Source organism: Echinicola rosea (assembly GCF_005281475.1).
Taxonomy (GTDB): Bacteria; Bacteroidota; Bacteroidia; order Cytophagales; family Cyclobacteriaceae; genus Echinicola; species Echinicola rosea.
Genome location: NZ_CP040106.1, coordinates 1,243,993 through 1,261,113, shown reverse-complemented (window position 1 = coordinate 1,261,113; position 17,121 = coordinate 1,243,993). Strand labels below are relative to the sequence as shown.

Genomic DNA, 17,121 nt, shown 5'->3' with positions numbered 1-17,121 from the left:
CGCTTTTACCGCTCGTAAAGACAAATTCCTAGTTATTGAAAACTATTTAATCCCTCAGGGAAATCACTTTTAAACTTATAGTAGAAACCTCAGTTCGATTATAAAATCGTCACTGCGAGGCTTAGAGGTAGGCCTGAGCGGGTGGAAGCCGTGGCAGCTCGCCGCGGCGAGTTGCCACACCCTTTTTCAACCCACATCCTCCTTGAAAGGGTTCGCGATGACGCTTTTAATACTAAAATTAAGTCGAGCTCAGGTTAGAAAGATGTCAGTCTGAGCGGAGTCAAAGGCTAGACGTTGGACCTCGACTCCGCCCGGTCTGACGCTTTTTGCCTGAATTAAATAACTCCATGGGGTTTACAGCGATTTCCCTGCTTGATCCCATAACACTTCCAAACCGCTAAACCTTTATCACAATATTCCTTTTCCACATCAAATATGCAGGAATAAACAGGATGACCATCATCAGAATGGCTCCGGCAAGTGAGGCATTTTTTGGCGCAAGCCAACCGTTGAAAAGGGCTTCTTGCAAGAAAAACATAACACTAACGGCTTCTCCTTCCCAGCTAACCTTTATCAGTCCAAATAGTTTGGCAATAACGCCTGAGAGGAAAAACACCGTAATGGCATTCATCCCATAAATAACGAAAGGCACGGACCATTTTTTCCAACCCTGGACATCCAAAATCCAATAACAGGCCGCTAATCCCAAAAATGCCCAGCCTGCGGTGTAAAGTACAAAAGAACTGGTCCATAAGGCCTTGTTCATCGGAAATACCAGCGACCACAGCACACCAGCGATAAGCAAGGCCACACCTGACAGTCCCCATTTTGTCAGTCGTTCTTGATGATTACTGTATCCGGTGAGGACTTTTCCGCAGGCTACGCCAAGAAGGCAAGTAACAATGGCAGGCAAAGTAGAAAAAAGCCCTTCAGGATCCCATGTTTTGGTCTGGGACCACATGTGGCCCGTAAGTATTTGTTGATCGATCCAAGCCGCGAGATTCGTCCCCGGATCAAGGTTTGCTGGGCCAATTCCAGGTACAGGAATCAAGGTCATGCACAGCCAATATCCCACTAGAATCGCACTTGAAGCGATGACCAGTGTCCGAGGCGACCAATAAAGGTACATCAATGTACTGATAAAATACACAATGCCAATCCGCTGCAAGACACCAGGAAATCGAAGATTGGCAAAGTCGAAATAGGGGAAAGCAGTCAGTAACAAACCAAGCCCAATTAACTTAAGCGACCTGATCAGTGATTTTTTGACAAGTGTTCTTTTTGCTTGTCCCTTCCGGAGCTGTCCACCCAAGGATAGCTCTATGGCCACTCCAACGATAAACAGGAAAAAGGGAAATATCAAGTCAGTGGGCGTGCATCCGTGCCACTTTGCATGCAGCATAGGAGCATAAACATGGGACCATGAGCCGGGATTATTGACCAGAATCATGGCAAATATGGTGATGCCACGGAATACGTCTAAGGCAAGTATGCGCTGTTTAACCATAAAAAAAAACGATTAGTAATAAACTAATCGTTAATATATTAAATTAAGCAGTATTAATTATTAAAAATTTTAAATTATCCCTTCATCCATTTTAAGGACACTATTGATGATCAATTGGACCACCTGAAAATAAAAGTCCTGGTTTACCTTATCGAATGTGTCGGTATCCCTATGGTAATCGGGATGATCCTCCACGCCAAAATAGACAAATGGGATCCCTTTGGCATGGAAAGGAGCATGATCAGAAGCACTGGTCCAATCATCATGGCCTGTGTCGGGAAGGTCATGGCCAAATTTTAAATTGACTTTGGAATCATCGGCTGCTTCCTCCAGCATCGGTTTGAGCTTTGGGTAATGATGCGTCCCGCAAGCGAAAATTTCATTCTTATCGCTTCTACTGACCATGTCCATGTTTACATTTAAGATGATCTGGTCCAGTGGAAAAGGAAAATCCCTCACCAAAGCTTTGGCGCCTTGTAGGCCCATTTCCTCCGCATCCAAAGCAGCAAAGATCATGGAGTGTGCGGGTCTGTTTTCGGAAAAGTACGCCGCCATTGCCAAGAGTGCAGCGGTTCCAGAAGCATTGTCATCGGCGCCGTTGTAGATTTTACCGTCTATTACACCCAAATGATCATAATGAGCGGTGATCACGATGATTTTTTCCGAAACGGTGCCAGGAATAAACCCTACTATATTGGCCGCATTTTCAATCTTTTTATTATCGCCAAAGCTAAAAAACTGGGTAAAATCATCATATTGGCTGGTCATGCCCAGCGCATCGAAACGGCTCCTGATCAGTGTACGGGCTTTCATGCTACCTTCGGTCAGCGGCGCCCTTCCTGCCAGGGCATCGGAAGCCAGAAACTGGAAATCCTCCATCAGCTGTGAGCGGTCGATTCTCTGGCCGGACACGCACAAAGGGCTGAGGATAAAGAGCATGAAAATGATGATTTTTGGCATTCTCAAGGGATTATGCATAACTATGGATAAAGTATATCAATGAAAATACTAATTTAGTCTTTTGGAAAGAACAAACGCTGATGAAGCTTCCATGAATTTGACAAAAGTACACTTGCTGACAAATATGCTCATACAATCAAGGATACATTTCATGCAATATAATGAAATATTGGCGCTGTCCGTAAAGTCCTTTTTGATCCTGATTTCCGCTTTTTTGGTACCAGTTCAAACATTCTGCCAAAGTCAGCTTCCCCCGCAGTTTTTGGATGGAAAGACCATAGTATTTATCTCCAATGCGCCGGGGGCTCGCCCCATCATGCAGTGGGAAGGCATCGCAAAAGAGGTTCATCCTGCTGTGGTAGAAGCCGGTGGTGATCCAGTAGCCTATTATGAATTGGAAGAAGTCACCCTCTCTGAGGAGATACAACGTGCCTATGCCAGCACTTTTAGCCAACGGCTAATTAGAAATATCCTCATCATTACGCGTACCAGCAACGGTGATTTTTATACGAATATCTTGGAATATTCAGGAAATGAAAGTATTATCAATCCTACAAGCCCCTGGAGTTTACATTCAGGCGATATCAAAACACTAAAAGAAAGCTTGATCGCAGCAGGAAAAGGTAGGCGTAGTAAAAACCTGATGCCGCTGGATGTACCTACATTCTTACCACCACTTGTCGGCGGTCAGCAATCTGCCAACAGCACTGCAGCAAGCAGTATTCCGGTTTCTGCACGTTTTGTGGCCAAAAATCCGCTAAACCTGGATATTTTCAAATTGGGCATCCCCTTATCGGGAGCCAGTGGGGAAACGGCACTGCTCACCAGGTACCGCTACGACCTGTATGGCAAATCCGAAGAGGAAGCGCTAGCAGCCCAAAAGGCAGAAAAAGCCAATTTGGAGCGTATTTTTGACCAATATTATCCACATCAAACGGAATTCCTTACCGAAATCCGTTCTGATGATCAGTTAATCGATGATCGTATCCAGTTTGTCCTTACACGGGTAGAAGGCAGGGAAGCAGATTTGATGGAAAGCATGGGACTTAATCCTTCAGGCCTTAACAATCCGGACAGGATTGTAGTCAAGTATTATATTAAGTTCTTGGTAAGAAATGAACTCTATATCGGCCCAAAATGGGATGCTGATCCGGATGGTCAGATTGCACTGGTCAATTTCCTGAAAAATTTACAGATTGCACCTTAACTGTTGCTCCATTGCGCACCAAATTCGCAATCCAAATACCTGGACTTAGTTGTTGGAGATTTGTAATGTTCAAGATTACAAATCTGGAACCGAGATAGTGGGCATTTAAAATCCCCCCGGGCCATTTGTCAATAGTCTGGACATCAATAAAAGCTAGGTTTACAGACGTTAGGCTGACGGCTATGGTCTGCTCAGGCAGGGAGTAACGACGAGGCAGTCCCGTGTCTGGGAGACGAAATTGCTTTCCGCTGCTGTCGCTGCGTGCGCTATGATGTAATTAGCGTTTTTAACCACATTATATTAACCGAGTTAAGTGCTTTTGGATAGCTTTTGGATCGCATGGAGCGATGTGGCCAGACGTACGTTCAAGTCCCCTGATATTTTTACCACTGGAACACCTACTTCCTTCATTAACCGATCGTACCAGTCGTAAAAAAATTGCCTCATGGTTGGGTCAGGATATTCCCGCTGCGGGTCTTCCTCCCATGGAATGTCTATGTCCGTCAGGAGGTAAAGGTCATATTTCCGCCGAGCCATTTGTTCCCTGATCCACTCAGCCGTTTGCTGGTATTTGTGCTCACTCCAGACATGAATGACGTGCAGATCCGTATCACAAAAAAGCAATTTCTTCGCCTGTTTCGCCCTTAGTTCCTCCAAGTGGATTTGGCCTTTGGCGATTTCCAACAGGTCCTCATAGCGATAGTCCCTGTCCAGCTGGTCAACGTACTCGCGGGCGTATTCCTCCACCCAAGGCTCCCCAAAATGAGCCGCCAATGCCGCTGAAAGGGTACTCTTCCCAGTGGATTCGGGTCCAATAATGACGACTTTTTTAAGCTGATTGGGCATAGTTCTTTGCCGATTTTATCCAAGCGATCAGCCCTATGACCGCCAATACTGTAAAAAACAAAAATTGAAATGACGTCAGGATCAACCCCTTGTAAAAATACAGGGGAACAGAAACCAAGTCGGTAATGATCCATGCCATCCAGTTTTCCACTTTCTTCTTTGCCATCAAATACATCCCCACGAAGGCTGAGGAAGTCGTAAACGAATCCCAATAAGGAACATCACTATCGGTATATCGTAACAATACCACATATAGAACGCCGTATGAAACGATCAGTAATAAAAGTGTATAAAGCCACCCCCTCCATTTGAGCCACGTCACAGGCAGCACGGACTTTCCTGGTTTGGGATGTGTCCAGACGTACCAGCCATAAATGGACATCGAAAAATAATAGGCGTTTATCCCCATGTCCGCATAGAGCTTCACCTGTAGGCAAATCCAAACATAAATCAAGGTGCTGATGATCCCTGTAGGATAGACCCAGATATTTTCCTTCATGGAAAAAAAGACACTGGCAATGCCAAAAACTACCGCAAAAGCCTCCAGCCAAGTCATTTGCTGAAGTCCATCTACAAAACTATTGATGATCCACTGCCAATCCATGCCCCGAAATAACAGTAAAAAAGCGTGAAAATAAAGCGATCCTTATGAATAAATCGACTACTATTCGAGAATCTAAGCTGTAAACTGTCTGGGTAGGAAGAATTTGGAAAAGCATAATTTTTTTTGAACGTGCGCAGGGGCATTTCAAATGCCAAGCTCGGTGGCAGCTCGTTACAAACGAGTGCCGTTGAGCTTGCCATTGATAAAAAAAGGCTACCCATTGATTTGGATAGCCTTCTTTGCCATTATGTTCTTAATATTATCCTTTCAAGCTATAGTTGGGAGCCTCTCTGGTGACGTTGATGTCGTGAGGGTGTGATTCGTGTACACCTGCAGCGGTGATTTTCACGAATTTGCCATTTTCCTGCAAGTCCTCCACCGTCCTGGTGCCACAATAACCCATACCAGCCTGAAGTCCGCCTACCAGTTGATAAAGCACTTCAGAGACGAGACCTTTGAAAGCCACCCGTCCCACGATGCCTTCAGGTACAAGTTTTTTGATATTGTCTTCGGCATCCTGGAAATAGCGGTCTTTGGAACCGGATTCCATTGCTTCCAGTGATCCCATACCGCGATAGGTCTTGAACTTACGGCCTTGGTAGATGATCATTTCGCCAGGCGCTTCTTCTGTCCCCGCCAGTAGCGATCCAATCATAATAGAGCTGGCACCAGCAGCAACAGCTTTCACCAAGTCACCGGAATAGCGGATTCCACCATCAGCGATCACCGGTACACCCGTTCCTTTAAGGACCTTGGCACATTCAAATACTGCAGAGAGCTGAGGAACACCGACCCCAGCAATTACCCTCGTAGTACATATACTGCCTGGACCGACACCTACTTTCACGGCATCAGCTCCCGCCTCAGCCAGTGCAGTAGCTGCTTCCGGTGTGGCAATGTTGCCTACGATGACCTCCAGATCTGGAAACGTTTCTTTGATCTTTTTACAGGTTTCGATGACCCCTTTGGAATGGCCGTGAGCTGTATCGATAGAAACGACGTCCACCCCTGCGTCTTTGAGAGCTTGTACACGCTCCACGATATCGGCCGTTACGCCCACAGCTGCACCGACGCGCAATCTGCCATATTCGTCCTTACAGGCATTCGGCTTATCCTTTCTTTTTAAAATATCTTTGTAAGTAATAAGGCCAGTAAGCCTGTTTTCCTCATCTACTATGGGAAGCTTTTCGATTTTGTGCTCTTGGAGAATCTCCTCGGCCTGTTCTAGGGTGATGCCAGCTTTTGCAGTGATCAGGTTATGGACCGTCATGATTTCCTTCACAGGCTTTTGCTGATCTTTGATAAAGCGCAAATCCCTGTTGGTGATGATGCCTTTCAGGTTTCTCTCCTTATCCACCACAGGAATGCCACCTATGTGGTATTCACGCATGATGGACTCAGCATCCTTTACTTTGGCATCCACTTGAAGGGTAATCGGATCCAAGATCATCCCACTTTGGGAACGTTTTACCTTACGTACCTGGGCAGCTTGCTGGTCAATGGTCATGTTTTTATGGACAAAACCAAGCCCGCCTTCAAGCGCAATGGCAATGGCCAATTCGGCTTCGGTGACGGTATCCATAGCTGCAGAAACCAAGGGAATGTTCAGCCGGATGTTCTTCGTAAGTTGGGTGGAAGTGTTGGTGTCTCGCGGCAATACTTCTGAGTATCCCGGCACCAGAAGCACATCGTCGTAGGTAAGTGCTTCGAAGAGGAATTTATCGGTGTTTAGATTCATGGCAAATTTGGTTAAGGAACCCTATTTGCCCGTCAAAGATACGAACAATTTTGAATGCGAATCAACGTCAGTAAGAAAATAATTTAAAAAATTCCGCTTTTTTTTATCAATGCTGGAATATTCTTTGGAATCGCTCCACAAGGTTCCTTTTAACGTTTACTCCTCCTACCAAACGATCATTGGCAGGTAGAAAGTACAACCTATATAGTTGATATATATGCGGAAAAACACGGTAGAAAGATTTCTGTCAACATCATCGTATCCCCTATCCTACCATGTAATACCAACCTACCAAGGTTATGAAAGATAGCGGAATCCCGATCCCCACCAACAAGGAAGCTAGCCTGGGATTAAGGTCATGGTTAATCGCAATGATGGAACCCGTAATCATGGGGGCCATGGCTGTTTCCATGACGCTGACTTTATACAAAATATCATCTGGGCTGAAAATCCATCTGTAAACCAAAAAAATCACCACCGGAATAAAGCATAGCTTATAGCCTAAGCCATACCATAAACCCCTTGAGGAAAGCGTCTGGGAACTGATCTTCACTTGAAGCCCGACAGCAATGAGTGCGATGGGGGTGAGGGTGCCGGCAAATGCTTCCAAAATGTCATGTGGAATACCCGTAAGCGTAACCTCCCCAAGGTTCATGGCAATAGCAATCAGGAAAAACAGAAATGGAGGGAAGGTCAGGATTTTTTTGGTAACGTCTCTTTTGCGCTTCTTTCCATGACCATAAATCGATGCGACGATAATTGCCACGCTGCTCACGATGATAAATGAGCCCGCTTGATCCACCAACAAAGCAATCTTCAGCCCTTCCTCTCCATAAAGGGCCTCGATAATCGGAAAGCCTATAAAAGAGGTATTGGCCAGCCCAGGCACTATAATGAGACATCCGGTAGTGGTTTTCCTCCATCCCAACTGCCTACCGAGGGTACCAAAAATCAACCATGATAGTCCAAAACTTATCCAAGCTGTCAGTACGGGAAGTAGCAATCCAATGGAAAGTTCCGTCTCGGGAATATGAAGCAAAGCCAATGCGGGCAACACAATATAAATCAAATATGTGTTCAGGGACTTGGGAGCGCTGTCGGGCAGTTCCTTTACCCGCTGCAGTAGGATTCCGATGATCAGGCAAAGAATAACGAGAATAAGGTTGGTCATGGAACAAAGGTTTGCAAGAATTTTTAGCTAAATTAACAGTAATGTAATCTGTTGTTAATCAATAATTTGATATTATTAATTTTCTTTAATGAATGAAATCCAATTGCTATGACAAAACTTGTACCTATTCTAATCGACAACAAGCGCATCGTGCAGCTTTCGCAGTTGACCATCGACCAAGCCAATGATTTGAGAAGCTTTTTGCCAGGATCCAGTATCAAGCAAATGACCTATCAGGGAATGGAGCTTCAAGATTGCATTGAATTTGAAACGTATGAGTATTGGTTCCAGACCAATCATGTCCAAAACGGAACCACCTCTACCATTTGGGATTTCTGATGATCAAAGCATCCCAAAATTTTTGCGCTTTTCCATAAAATATGCCCCAAGCGCTGGATACACATTGCTTTTTGCTTCCGGAATACCGGAAAGCGTAAGATTCATGTCTCCCTTTGCTCCTTGATCGATTACCTCTAATGTCTCTATTAGAACAATAAACTCCTGCAGGTTCAAGGGATGATCTGACCTTTCAGGATTTACGGCAAAATCATTTCCGTAAAAATCCACCACCTCATAATAAATCTTCCCATCTAGCGGCACTGCATAAATACTGATCTCCTCTCCCCACTGGCTTTCGGGATACGAAAGCTTAGCCAGCAGCGCAGAAGGGCCGGTTCCGTCAAAGTAACTTTCCGGTGCAAAATCAAAATCAATCATGCCCCAAAAGTAAATGTTATGTCCCGGAAAGCCGCAATTGCCATGCTTATTCTTTCACCCCAAGACAAGGGCAAGCGGTAAAGTTAGCGCAATCTGCTTATCTAAGGATAAAGAACTTAATGACTGGTCACATCATGGAAATTTACATGCCGTCAAAAACATCGCCTACAATTTTTCTTCCAATCTAATACCAATTGCCACGATTCATGATAAAAAACAGTTTGTAGTCATTTTTAATATAAAATACGTATATTTACGTACAAACAGTTCTACGTATGGAAACGCAAACAACAGACTGCTTCACCTGTACCAATACTTCTTGCATCATCAAGAAAAACTGTCATCTCCAAGAAATGGCTGAATTCCTATGTCAAAAAAACACCCTTGTTTGTAAGAAAGGACAAAATTTTATCATCGAAGGAGCGCCGATCCATGGGCTGTATTTTATCAACCAAGGGAAGGTAAAAGTGGCCAAAACAGGCCTTAATGGCAAAGAGCAAATTGTCCGGCTGACCAAGGACGGTGACATTATCGGTCACCGTGGATTCGGAGCAGGCCAAGCCTACCATATCTCTGCCACCGCCTTGGAGGATTCCACACTTTGCAATTTTTCTACTGACACCATGAAAGCCATGCTCCAGCAATTACCTTCCTTGACCTATGATCTGATGACATTTTATGCTGAAGAGCTTAGCAGAAGTGAAACTAAAGTGAAAAAATTTGCTCAAATGACTGTTCGTGAGAAAGTTATCGATGCATTTTTGTATATTAATAGAAAATTTGGCCAGAAAGATGGCTTTTTTAATGTGAAATTATCTAGAAAAGAGATTGCGGATTTTGCCGGTACCACCGATGAACAGGTCATTCGCATTATTTCTTCCTTAAAAAAAGAAGGGCTGATTCAGGCATCAGGAAAAAATTTGGGCATAAAAAACGTAGATTTACTTAGAAACGAGATTTCCGAACACAACTATTTTATCGACAGCTAAATCGCTTTATTACAGTACATGATGCCTTCCTGAGTTAGAACCTGCCAAAACGCAGGTTTTTTTATGATAAAAAAAGGACTCTATGCTGTATTAACGCATAGAACCTCTGTCTTACGTAGCTTATGTTTGCATAAACATTACGTAATAATACTTATTTACAAAACACCACCACAAAACAACCCAATGAAAAAGATTTATCTCCTAACCGCATTGATGTGTGGAATCTTGGTCTCCAAGACATTTGCACAAATCCGCATTTCTGCTGAGGTGCGCCCAAGGTCTGAATTTCGCAATGGTTTCAAAACACTCACCGACGACAGCAAGGATCCTGCTTTCTTCACAGAGCAGCGATCAAGGCTGTACTTGGATTATTCCAACAGTGACTTTGTATTCAAACTGGCCTTTCAGGATGTCCGCATTTGGGGCGAAACTACCCAAATCTTCAAGGAGGAACCCGGCAATACTTTCCTCAGTGAAGCTTGGGGCCAATATTTCTTCAATCCGGAATTTTCGGTAAAAGTAGGCCGCCAGATACTCTCCTATGATAACCAACGATTTCTTGGTGGACTGGAATGGGCACAACAAGGAAGAAGGCATGATGCCCTTCTCTTCATATATGAAAGCCAGGAAAAAAGCACGCAACTTCACGTCGGACTTGCCTATAACCAAGATGATGACGTGCCCGAGCCTGGCTTTTTACAGGGCGACGGTGCCAATTTTTATAGTGTGTCCGGTAATTACAAAACCATGCAATATGCTTGGTTTCACAAAGACTACGAGGCAGGAGGCTTTTCATTATTGGCACACAATGCCGGTTATCAAAATGCAGATAGCACAGTCTCTAATAAACAAACATTTGGTTTTATCCCTAATGTAAACCTTGGTAAGGTGTCCTTCGCTGGAGACTTCTACTACCAATCTGGCAAACAAGGCACCAACGATGTCAGTGCTTTTCTGGCAGGAATTAATGCGACCATTCCCACCGCAGTCACACCACTGACCTTAGGTGTGGAGTATATCTCTGGTGATGGAGACCTCTCGGATGGGAAAAACACCGCTTTTAGCCCAGATTTCGGCACCAATCACGCCTTTAATGGCTTTATGGACTATTTCTTTGTAGGGCCTGCCAATGGAGCCGTAGGTGTCAATGACATCTACCTAAAAACCAAATGGAAAATTGGCAAAGGAAGCCTCCAAGGACATTTGCACCAATTCTTTACCGGATCCAGCCAATTCGATGGCACGGGTGAAGAGCTCTCCAAGGCCATGGGTACTGAGATCGATTTAGTCTATGGCATCAAACTGGCCGAAGCAGTAACCTGGAACATCGGCTATTCACAGATGTTTGCCACGGAAACCATGGAAACCATCCGCGGCGGTGACCGCACCCATATCCAAAACTGGGCCTGGACTATGATTACCTTCAAACCTACCCTTTTTACCTCATCCAAATAAGTTAACCTATAAAATAACATCCTTATGAAATTTCTACAATCTAAATGGATTGTGGCCAGTGTACTTGTGCCTTTTTTGTCAGGAGCTCTGGCCGGCTGCGGAGGAGAAAACACCTCCGGATCCTCCGTCAAAACAGAAGAAAATACTTCCCATAGCAACCCACTCCCCATCGAAAAACCACAGCTGACCTTTGGCTTTATAAAGCTGACAGATATGGCTCCCCTGGCCATCGCCAAAGAACTGGGCTTCTTCGAAGACGAAGGACTATACGTAACCATAGAAGCACAATCCAACTGGAAAAATGTCCTCGACCGGGTCATCGACGGTCAACTGGACGGCTCCCATATGCTTGCAGGGCAGCCGATCGCTGCAGGAGCTGGATTTGGCCGACAGGCAGAACTGGTAACGCCCTTTTCCATGGACCTGAATGGCAATGGCATCACAGTCTCCAATGAAGTGTGGTCCGACATGAAGCCAAACATTCCCAAAGATGCCGAAGGACGCCCCCAACATCCCATCAAAGCCGACGCCCTGGCCCCTGTAATCCAGCAATACAAAAACAGTGGCAGGCCTTTTAAAATGGGGATGGTCTTTCCGGTATCCACCCACAATTATGAAATTAGGTATTGGCTGGCGGCGGCAGGAATAAATCCTGGCTTCTATACTGCAGACAATATCCAAGGGCAAGTGGATGCTGACGTGCTGCTCTCGGTGACACCTCCACCACAAATGCCCGCTACCCTGGAAGCAGGAACCATCTATGGCTACTGCGTGGGTGAGCCCTGGAACCAACAGGCAGTCTTCAAAGGCATCGGTGTACCGGTAACGACCAATTATGATGTGTGGAAAAACAATCCCGAAAAGGTATTTGTGATGTCCAAAAAGTTTGTGGATGAAAATCCCAATACGGCAATCGCTGTCACTAAGGCCTTGATCCGCGCTGGAAAATGGTTGGATACTCCCGGAAACCGCCCAAAAGCAGTTGGGATCCTCTCCCAGCCTGAGTACGTCGGTGCAGATTCCGTGGTCATCGCCAATTCCATGACAGGTACCTTTGAGTTTGAAAAAGGCGACAAACGGTCCATGCCCGATTTTAATGTCTTCTTTCGCTATCATGCTACGTACCCGTACTACTCAGACGGTATATGGTTCCTGACACAGATGCGCCGATGGGGACAGATCCCGGAAAGCAAACCGGAAGCATGGTACCATGAAACCATCAAGGACATCTATCGCCCGGACATCTGGAAAAAAGCCGCAGAAATGCTGGTCACGGAAGGCCATCTAACTGCTGATGAAATCCCGCAAACCGACGGATACAAGCCGGCCAGCACCGACTTTATTGATGGCACGTCCTATGACGGTAAAGCACCCATTGAGTATATCAATAGCTTCAAAATTGGAAATAAAGACTAATACCATCCAACCAAAAAAGCCATGAAAGATAGAACGATACACACCATGCGTACGATAGGCTTGGGCTTTTTGGAGCCCTTGGTAAGGCTTGTTGCCGGGGAAGAGCCAAAGAAAAACGCCCTTGCCTTGATCAAAAGCACCTTGTTTCCTCTCCTTTCCATTTTGCTCTTTATACTGCTCTGGCACCTCGGCGCCACTGCCCTTTACAACAAAGAAGCAGAGGCCCGGATAGAAAAAGCACGCACAGAACAGGGTGAGGAAGCCGCAATAGCCATGGCAGACTGCATTGCCTCTGGCGACATCAGTTGTCAGCCAAATACCCTACCATCTCCAAAGCAGGTGTATGCCGCTTACATCGCCTTATGGAAAGACCATCTCCAAATTACGGACAAAAAAAGGGAATTCCGCCATAAAGTAGCCGACACCAATGCCAAACGGGCAGAACAGGGCTTGGATCCCATTACCTACACTGGCCGGCCGTCCTTTGTGGACCAAATCGGTACCAGCCTGAAAACCGTCGCGGCGGGATTTGTATTGGCTCTGGTCATTGCAGTGCCCATCGGTATCATCATTGGACTAAGCGACGTACTGCGCAATTCCTTCAATTGGCTTATCCAAATCCTGAAGCCAGTGTCTCCAGTAGTGTGGTTGCTACTCGTATTCATGGTGGTCAAAACCCTGATCACTGATCCTCAAATGGACAAATCATTCATTATCTCTGCCATCAGCGTAGGGCTCTGTGCCATGTGGGCCACCTTGGTCAATACCAGCTTGGGCGTCTCCTCTGTGGACAAGGACTATATCAATGTCGCCAAAGTTCTCAAACTGGGCGTTGGTAAAAAAATCTTCAAGATCATCCTCCCGGCATCCTTTCCCTTGATCTTTACCGGCCTAAGGATCACCGTGTCCGTGGCCTGGATGGTATTGATCGCCATCGAACTCTTGGCACAGAGCCCTGGGCTAGGGAGTTTCGTCTGGGAGGAATTTCAAAATGGCGCCAGTGATTCCAATGCCAAGATCATCGTGGCCATGTTTATCATCGGCATCATCGGTTTCCTACTGGACCGCATCATGCTTACCGTGCAGCAATTAATGACCTTTCAAAAAGCATAAGACCATGGCCATCATAGAACTCAAAAACGTATCAAAATCCTATGGCACAGGTGCCGCAAGGGTTGAGGTGTTAGCGGATATCAACTTAAGTGTCCAAGAAGGCGAATTTGTGGCCATCGTAGGTTTTTCAGGATCTGGAAAAACTTCCTTGATCAACCTCCTGAACGGGCTGCAGTTTCCCGACAGCGGCGAAGTGCTGCTGCACGGACTTCCTGTAACCGGCCCCGGCCCCGACCGTGGAGTGATTTTCCAAAACTATTCCCTGCTTCCCTGGCTATCGGTCTATAACAATGTAAAACTCGCAGTGGACGAGGTATTTCCAAAAATGTCCTCCAATGAAAAAAGCCACCACATCAAAAAGTACATCGGGATGGTAAACCTCACACCGGCCATGGACAAATTTCCCAAAGAACTTTCCGGCGGCATGCGTCAACGGGTATCGGTGGCGCGGGCCTTGGCGATGAATCCTGAAATATTGCTGATGGACGAACCACTCAGCGCCCTGGATGCCCTCACCCGAGGCAGCTTACAAGAAGAAATCGTCCGCATCTGGAGCCATGACCAAAAGACCGCCGTGCTGATCACCAATGACGTGGATGAGGGCATCCTGATGGCTGACCGCATCATACCACTGACGCCAGGGCCCAAGGCCACATTGGGACCAGCGTTTGCCATCGACATCGAACGGCCAAGGGACCTTTCTGCCATCAACCAAAACGATCACTATAAAAAGCTCAGGAATGAGATCATGGAATACCTCATCGAAGTAGGCGCCAACAGGAAAAAATCCCATGATCAACGATACATCCTGCCAGACCTAAAACCTGTGATGCCTGGAAGGGTGTTCCCGGGTATCAAGCGTAAAAGTGAAAAAGTCAAGTATTTCTAAATCCACTGATCATGCAAGCTTTACTAGAACGAAAACACCAATCCCCATCTAAAAGACCAGCCCTATCTGCTCGTCTGTGACCAACTCCGAAAGGTCTATCCCACCCCAAAGGGCGATTACGTCGTGTTGGATGACCTTCAGCTCAGCATCCGCAAAGGAGAATTTGTGTCCATTATTGGCCATTCGGGCTGTGGCAAATCAACCCTGCTCACCATGATTGCCGGACTCAATGACATCTCTGGTGGAAAGATCATTGTCGATGGTACGCCTGTCATTGAAGCAGGTCCTGACCGCGCCGTGGTCTTCCAGTCACCCAGTTTACTGCCTTGGCTTACCGCATTGGAAAACGTAATGATCGGAGTGAAGCAGGTATTTCCCCATGCCAAAAGGGTCGAAAAACTTGATATTTGTAAATATTATCTGGACAAAGTCGGGCTTGGTGGAGATTTTGACAAGAAAGCGCACTCCCTCTCCCAAGGTATGCAACAAAGGGTTGGGATTGCCAGAGCCTTTGCGCTGAAGCCAAAATTACTGCTGCTGGACGAGCCGTTCGGAATGCTCGATTCCCTGACCCGGGGCGAGCTTCAGGACGTCTTGCTGGAAATTTGGCAACGGGAGAAAATCACTGCTGTGGCCATCACCCACGATGTGGACGAATCCATCTTTTTGGCCGATCGGGTGATCATGATGACCAGTGGCCCTTATGCCAAAATCGGGGATGAACTGATCATTCCCTTTGCTCGTCCCCGCGAACGCAGGGAAGTACTCGAGCATCCCGAATACTATGATTATAGGGGTTATCTTATGAATTTCCTGAATCACTGATTTTTAATCACTGTCCCCCGACTAAATTTTACTACGCTAAACATCTGGTTTTATATGAAATCAAAAAAGATCTTTTGGATTTTCTAAAACTGTCCCATTCTTTGAAATGGAAATATAAAGTCCCCTTTAGGGGATTTAGGGGTAAATCTGGACGTTTTTCTTTAATCCTAAAAGCTTTTCTCGGATGACCATAATTTTTAATTGTAAATTCAAGCCAGAAAATCTTAAAACTGTCCATCATGGAAAAAAACTGGCTGGAATCAGTATCCCTCACTGGCAAAAAAGTATCGTTGGTCCCGCTGCGGCCTTCCCACAAAGCTGGGCTAGTCGCTGCCGCCACTGACGGAAACCTTTGGGAGCTTTGGTACACCTCTGTACCTTCACAAATGACTATAGATTCCTATATCGAAAAAGCCCTTCAAGAAAAATCAGCACATACCAGTCTGCCGTTTGTAATCATCGACAACCAATCCGAAAAAATCATAGGTTGCACCAGGTTCTGCAACGCTGAAGCCAAACACAAAAGATTGGAAATCGGCTACACTTGGTTTGCCAAAAGCGCCCAGCGAACCGGCCTCAATAGGGAATGTAAGTACCTCATGCTAACACATGCCTTCGAAAAATTGGAATGTATTTGTGTGCAGTTTAAAACGGATTGGTTTAACCAAAACTCTAGAAATGCCATAGCTCGATTGGGCGCCAAGCAGGACGGTATCCTCCGTAATGACCGTTTGAATGCAGACGGGACCTATCGGGACACGGTGGTCTTTTCGATTATCAAACAGGAATGGCATGGCGTCAAAAAATCCTTGCTATACCAATTGAAGCAGTATGATTTGATGGCATAATTCATCTGCTGACCAACCTTTTCGACTAATTGCCGTAACTTATACCTATCCATTTAAAAAAGTATGAAATCCTATTCTTTCATTATCCTGATCATCTTTTTTTGTTTTATGAACTCCGTCCATGCACAAGATACCAAAGCCTTGCCTTTTGAGGACATCAGCACCTATCCAGGTAGCTTGACCACAGGAACGGTAGCGGCAAGAATGGTCGAAAGCCTTGGCTTTCGATACCGCTATGCTTCCCAAGGATTGAAAGATGAAAACATGGACTTTCGCACCTCAGAGGAGGCCCGTACCATTGGAGAAACTATCCAGCACATTTATGGATTGACCATGGTGATCCATGATGCTGTGCTGAATGAGCCTTATGACCAAAAAGAGGGACTTAACCCTATGCAAGCACGAGAAGAAAGCCTTCATTTGCTAAAAGCCGTTTACGACCGGCTCCTGAGCATGAATGATGCCGAAGTAGAGGCAATAAATGTCCGCGGAGATCATCCCTTTTGGATCTTGATCAATGGTCCTTTGGCGGACGCCCTTTGGCACAGTGGACAGATCGCCACGCTCAGAAGGGCTGCTGGTAATCCCATGCCAAAAGGTGTCAATGTCTTTCTGGGAAAATACAACGGTAAGGTGGAAGAATAGGCGTTTGTCGTTAACCACTAAGGAACATAGGTCACATTAGGCTTATAATTAACTGATCCGTGTTTTCAAGCTCATCCGCCTTTGTGCCTCTTGTGGCTTATTTTTATGCCACAAAGTCTCTAAGTCACCAAGGAGATTTTGGTGGTAATAATGCATCCTCTGGCATCATTATTTAAGGTCAAGCAATATTT

17 protein-coding genes are annotated in these 17,121 nt (G+C 45.7%); 10 read left to right on the top strand and 7 right to left on the bottom strand.

Annotated features, from left to right (window positions below):
• Positions 1 to 397: 397 nt before the first annotated feature.
• Both FDP09_RS05330 and FDP09_RS05325 read right to left on the bottom strand, forming a co-directional pair.
• Positions 398 to 1,507, bottom strand: coding sequence for an acyltransferase family protein (locus tag FDP09_RS05330; RefSeq protein WP_137401663.1), 1,110 nt, complete (start codon positions 1,505 to 1,507; stop codon positions 398 to 400).
• Between the two features lie 69 nt (positions 1,508 to 1,576).
• A complete protein-coding gene (locus FDP09_RS05325; protein WP_137401662.1) occupies positions 1,577 to 2,467 on the bottom strand; it encodes a M28 family peptidase in 891 nt (296 codons plus the stop codon).
• Between the two features lie 151 nt (positions 2,468 to 2,618).
• On the opposite strand from FDP09_RS05325, the gene FDP09_RS05320 reads away from it, so the two are divergent.
• Complete coding sequence (locus FDP09_RS05320; RefSeq protein WP_187328801.1) at positions 2,619 to 3,674, top strand: NTPase; 1,056 nt, start codon at positions 2,619 to 2,621, stop codon at positions 3,672 to 3,674.
• A 309-nt stretch (positions 3,675 to 3,983) separates the two neighbouring features.
• Here the strand turns inward: FDP09_RS05320 and FDP09_RS05315 are convergent, their stop codons facing one another.
• The 4 genes from FDP09_RS05315 to FDP09_RS05300 form a co-directional block, all read right to left on the bottom strand.
• A complete protein-coding gene (locus FDP09_RS05315) occupies positions 3,984 to 4,520 on the bottom strand; it encodes an AAA family ATPase (protein ID WP_137401661.1) in 537 nt (178 codons plus the stop codon).
• Positions 4,504 to 5,124, bottom strand: a complete 621-nt coding sequence (gene pnuC, locus FDP09_RS05310) for a nicotinamide riboside transporter PnuC (RefSeq protein ID WP_137401660.1) — start codon at positions 5,122 to 5,124, stop codon at positions 4,504 to 4,506. Before pnuC ends, FDP09_RS05315 begins: the two co-directional genes overlap by 17 nt.
• A 259-nt stretch (positions 5,125 to 5,383) precedes the next feature.
• Positions 5,384 to 6,862 (bottom strand): IMP dehydrogenase, encoded by a 1,479-nt coding sequence (gene guaB / locus FDP09_RS05305; protein WP_137401659.1) that lies wholly within the window; start codon positions 6,860 to 6,862, stop codon positions 5,384 to 5,386.
• 265 nt (positions 6,863 to 7,127) lie between these two features.
• Positions 7,128 to 8,033 carry an AEC family transporter gene (locus tag FDP09_RS05300; protein WP_137401658.1) on the bottom strand — a complete coding sequence of 302 codons (906 nt, stop codon included), beginning with the start codon at positions 8,031 to 8,033 and terminating at the stop codon, positions 7,128 to 7,130.
• 108 nt (positions 8,034 to 8,141) lie between these two features.
• Between FDP09_RS05300 and FDP09_RS05295 the strand changes: the two genes are divergently transcribed.
• Positions 8,142 to 8,372, top strand: a complete 231-nt coding sequence (locus FDP09_RS05295; RefSeq protein ID WP_137401657.1) for a hypothetical protein — start codon at positions 8,142 to 8,144, stop codon at positions 8,370 to 8,372.
• A 3-nt stretch (positions 8,373 to 8,375) separates the two neighbouring features.
• Here FDP09_RS05295 and FDP09_RS05290 read toward each other — a convergent pair whose 3' ends face one another.
• Positions 8,376 to 8,750: a UDP-glucuronosyltransferase gene (locus FDP09_RS05290; protein ID WP_137401656.1), complete on the bottom strand. Its 375-nt coding sequence runs from the start codon at positions 8,748 to 8,750 to the stop codon at positions 8,376 to 8,378.
• Positions 8,751 to 9,025: 275 nt separating this feature from the next.
• Here FDP09_RS05290 and FDP09_RS05285 point away from each other — a divergent pair, with 275 nt between their 5' ends.
• The 8 genes from FDP09_RS05285 (at position 9,026) to FDP09_RS05250 (ending at position 16,930) form a co-directional block, all read left to right on the top strand.
• Positions 9,026 to 9,739, top strand: a complete 714-nt coding sequence (locus FDP09_RS05285) for a Crp/Fnr family transcriptional regulator (protein ID WP_137401655.1) — start codon at positions 9,026 to 9,028, stop codon at positions 9,737 to 9,739.
• 183 nt (positions 9,740 to 9,922) lie between these two features.
• Positions 9,923 to 11,194, top strand: coding sequence for an alginate export family protein (locus FDP09_RS05280; protein ID WP_137401654.1), 1,272 nt, complete (start codon positions 9,923 to 9,925; stop codon positions 11,192 to 11,194).
• A 24-nt stretch (positions 11,195 to 11,218) separates the two neighbouring features.
• Positions 11,219 to 12,610: a CmpA/NrtA family ABC transporter substrate-binding protein gene (locus tag FDP09_RS05275; protein WP_137401653.1), complete on the top strand. Its 1,392-nt coding sequence runs from the start codon at positions 11,219 to 11,221 to the stop codon at positions 12,608 to 12,610.
• Positions 12,611 to 12,631: 21 nt separating this feature from the next.
• The gene (locus tag FDP09_RS05270; RefSeq protein ID WP_137401652.1) at positions 12,632 to 13,723 is read left to right on the top strand and encodes an ABC transporter permease; all 1,092 of its coding nucleotides are present in this window, start codon (positions 12,632 to 12,634) and stop codon (positions 13,721 to 13,723) included.
• Between the two features lie 4 nt (positions 13,724 to 13,727).
• Positions 13,728 to 14,612, top strand: a complete 885-nt coding sequence (locus tag FDP09_RS05265) for an ABC transporter ATP-binding protein (RefSeq protein WP_137401651.1) — start codon at positions 13,728 to 13,730, stop codon at positions 14,610 to 14,612.
• 123 nt (positions 14,613 to 14,735) lie between these two features.
• Positions 14,736 to 15,437 (top strand): ABC transporter ATP-binding protein, encoded by a 702-nt coding sequence (locus FDP09_RS05260; RefSeq protein WP_244940522.1) that lies wholly within the window; start codon positions 14,736 to 14,738, stop codon positions 15,435 to 15,437.
• 239 nt (positions 15,438 to 15,676) lie between these two features.
• Positions 15,677 to 16,285 carry a GNAT family N-acetyltransferase gene (locus FDP09_RS05255; RefSeq protein WP_137401649.1) on the top strand — a complete coding sequence of 203 codons (609 nt, stop codon included), beginning with the start codon at positions 15,677 to 15,679 and terminating at the stop codon, positions 16,283 to 16,285.
• 63 nt (positions 16,286 to 16,348) lie between these two features.
• Positions 16,349 to 16,930, top strand: coding sequence for a DinB family protein (locus tag FDP09_RS05250; protein WP_137401648.1), 582 nt, complete (start codon positions 16,349 to 16,351; stop codon positions 16,928 to 16,930).
• Positions 16,931 to 17,121: the final 191 nt, after the last annotated feature.

What these genes read in the sequence shown, in the direction of transcription:
- FDP09_RS05320 (WP_187328801.1), top strand. Translation starts at nt 2,619, where the DNA reads ATGCAATATAATGAAATATTGGCGCTGTCCGTAAAGTCCTTTTTGATC.
- FDP09_RS05295 (WP_137401657.1), top strand. Translation starts at nt 8,142, where the DNA reads ATGACAAAACTTGTACCTATTCTAATCGACAACAAGCGCATCGTGCAG.
- FDP09_RS05250 (WP_137401648.1), top strand. Translation starts at nt 16,349, where the DNA reads ATGAAATCCTATTCTTTCATTATCCTGATCATCTTTTTTTGTTTTATG.
- FDP09_RS05285 (WP_137401655.1), top strand. Translation starts at nt 9,026, where the DNA reads ATGGAAACGCAAACAACAGACTGCTTCACCTGTACCAATACTTCTTGC.
- FDP09_RS05330 (WP_137401663.1), bottom strand. Translation starts at nt 1,507, where the DNA reads ATGGTTAAACAGCGCATACTTGCCTTAGACGTATTCCGTGGCATCACC.
- guaB (WP_137401659.1), bottom strand. Translation starts at nt 6,862, where the DNA reads ATGAATCTAAACACCGATAAATTCCTCTTCGAAGCACTTACCTACGAC.
- FDP09_RS05265 (WP_137401651.1), top strand. Translation starts at nt 13,728, where the DNA reads ATGGCCATCATAGAACTCAAAAACGTATCAAAATCCTATGGCACAGGT.
- FDP09_RS05270 (WP_137401652.1), top strand. Translation starts at nt 12,632, where the DNA reads ATGAAAGATAGAACGATACACACCATGCGTACGATAGGCTTGGGCTTT.
- FDP09_RS05315 (WP_137401661.1), bottom strand. Translation starts at nt 4,520, where the DNA reads ATGCCCAATCAGCTTAAAAAAGTCGTCATTATTGGACCCGAATCCACT.
- FDP09_RS05275 (WP_137401653.1), top strand. Translation starts at nt 11,219, where the DNA reads ATGAAATTTCTACAATCTAAATGGATTGTGGCCAGTGTACTTGTGCCT.
- FDP09_RS05300 (WP_137401658.1), bottom strand. Translation starts at nt 8,033, where the DNA reads ATGACCAACCTTATTCTCGTTATTCTTTGCCTGATCATCGGAATCCTA.
- FDP09_RS05325 (WP_137401662.1), bottom strand. Translation starts at nt 2,467, where the DNA reads ATGCCAAAAATCATCATTTTCATGCTCTTTATCCTCAGCCCTTTGTGC.
- FDP09_RS05255 (WP_137401649.1), top strand. Translation starts at nt 15,677, where the DNA reads ATGGAAAAAAACTGGCTGGAATCAGTATCCCTCACTGGCAAAAAAGTA.
- FDP09_RS05280 (WP_137401654.1), top strand. Translation starts at nt 9,923, where the DNA reads ATGAAAAAGATTTATCTCCTAACCGCATTGATGTGTGGAATCTTGGTC.
- pnuC (WP_137401660.1), bottom strand. Translation starts at nt 5,124, where the DNA reads ATGGATTGGCAGTGGATCATCAATAGTTTTGTAGATGGACTTCAGCAA.
- FDP09_RS05290 (WP_137401656.1), bottom strand. Translation starts at nt 8,750, where the DNA reads ATGATTGATTTTGATTTTGCACCGGAAAGTTACTTTGACGGAACCGGC.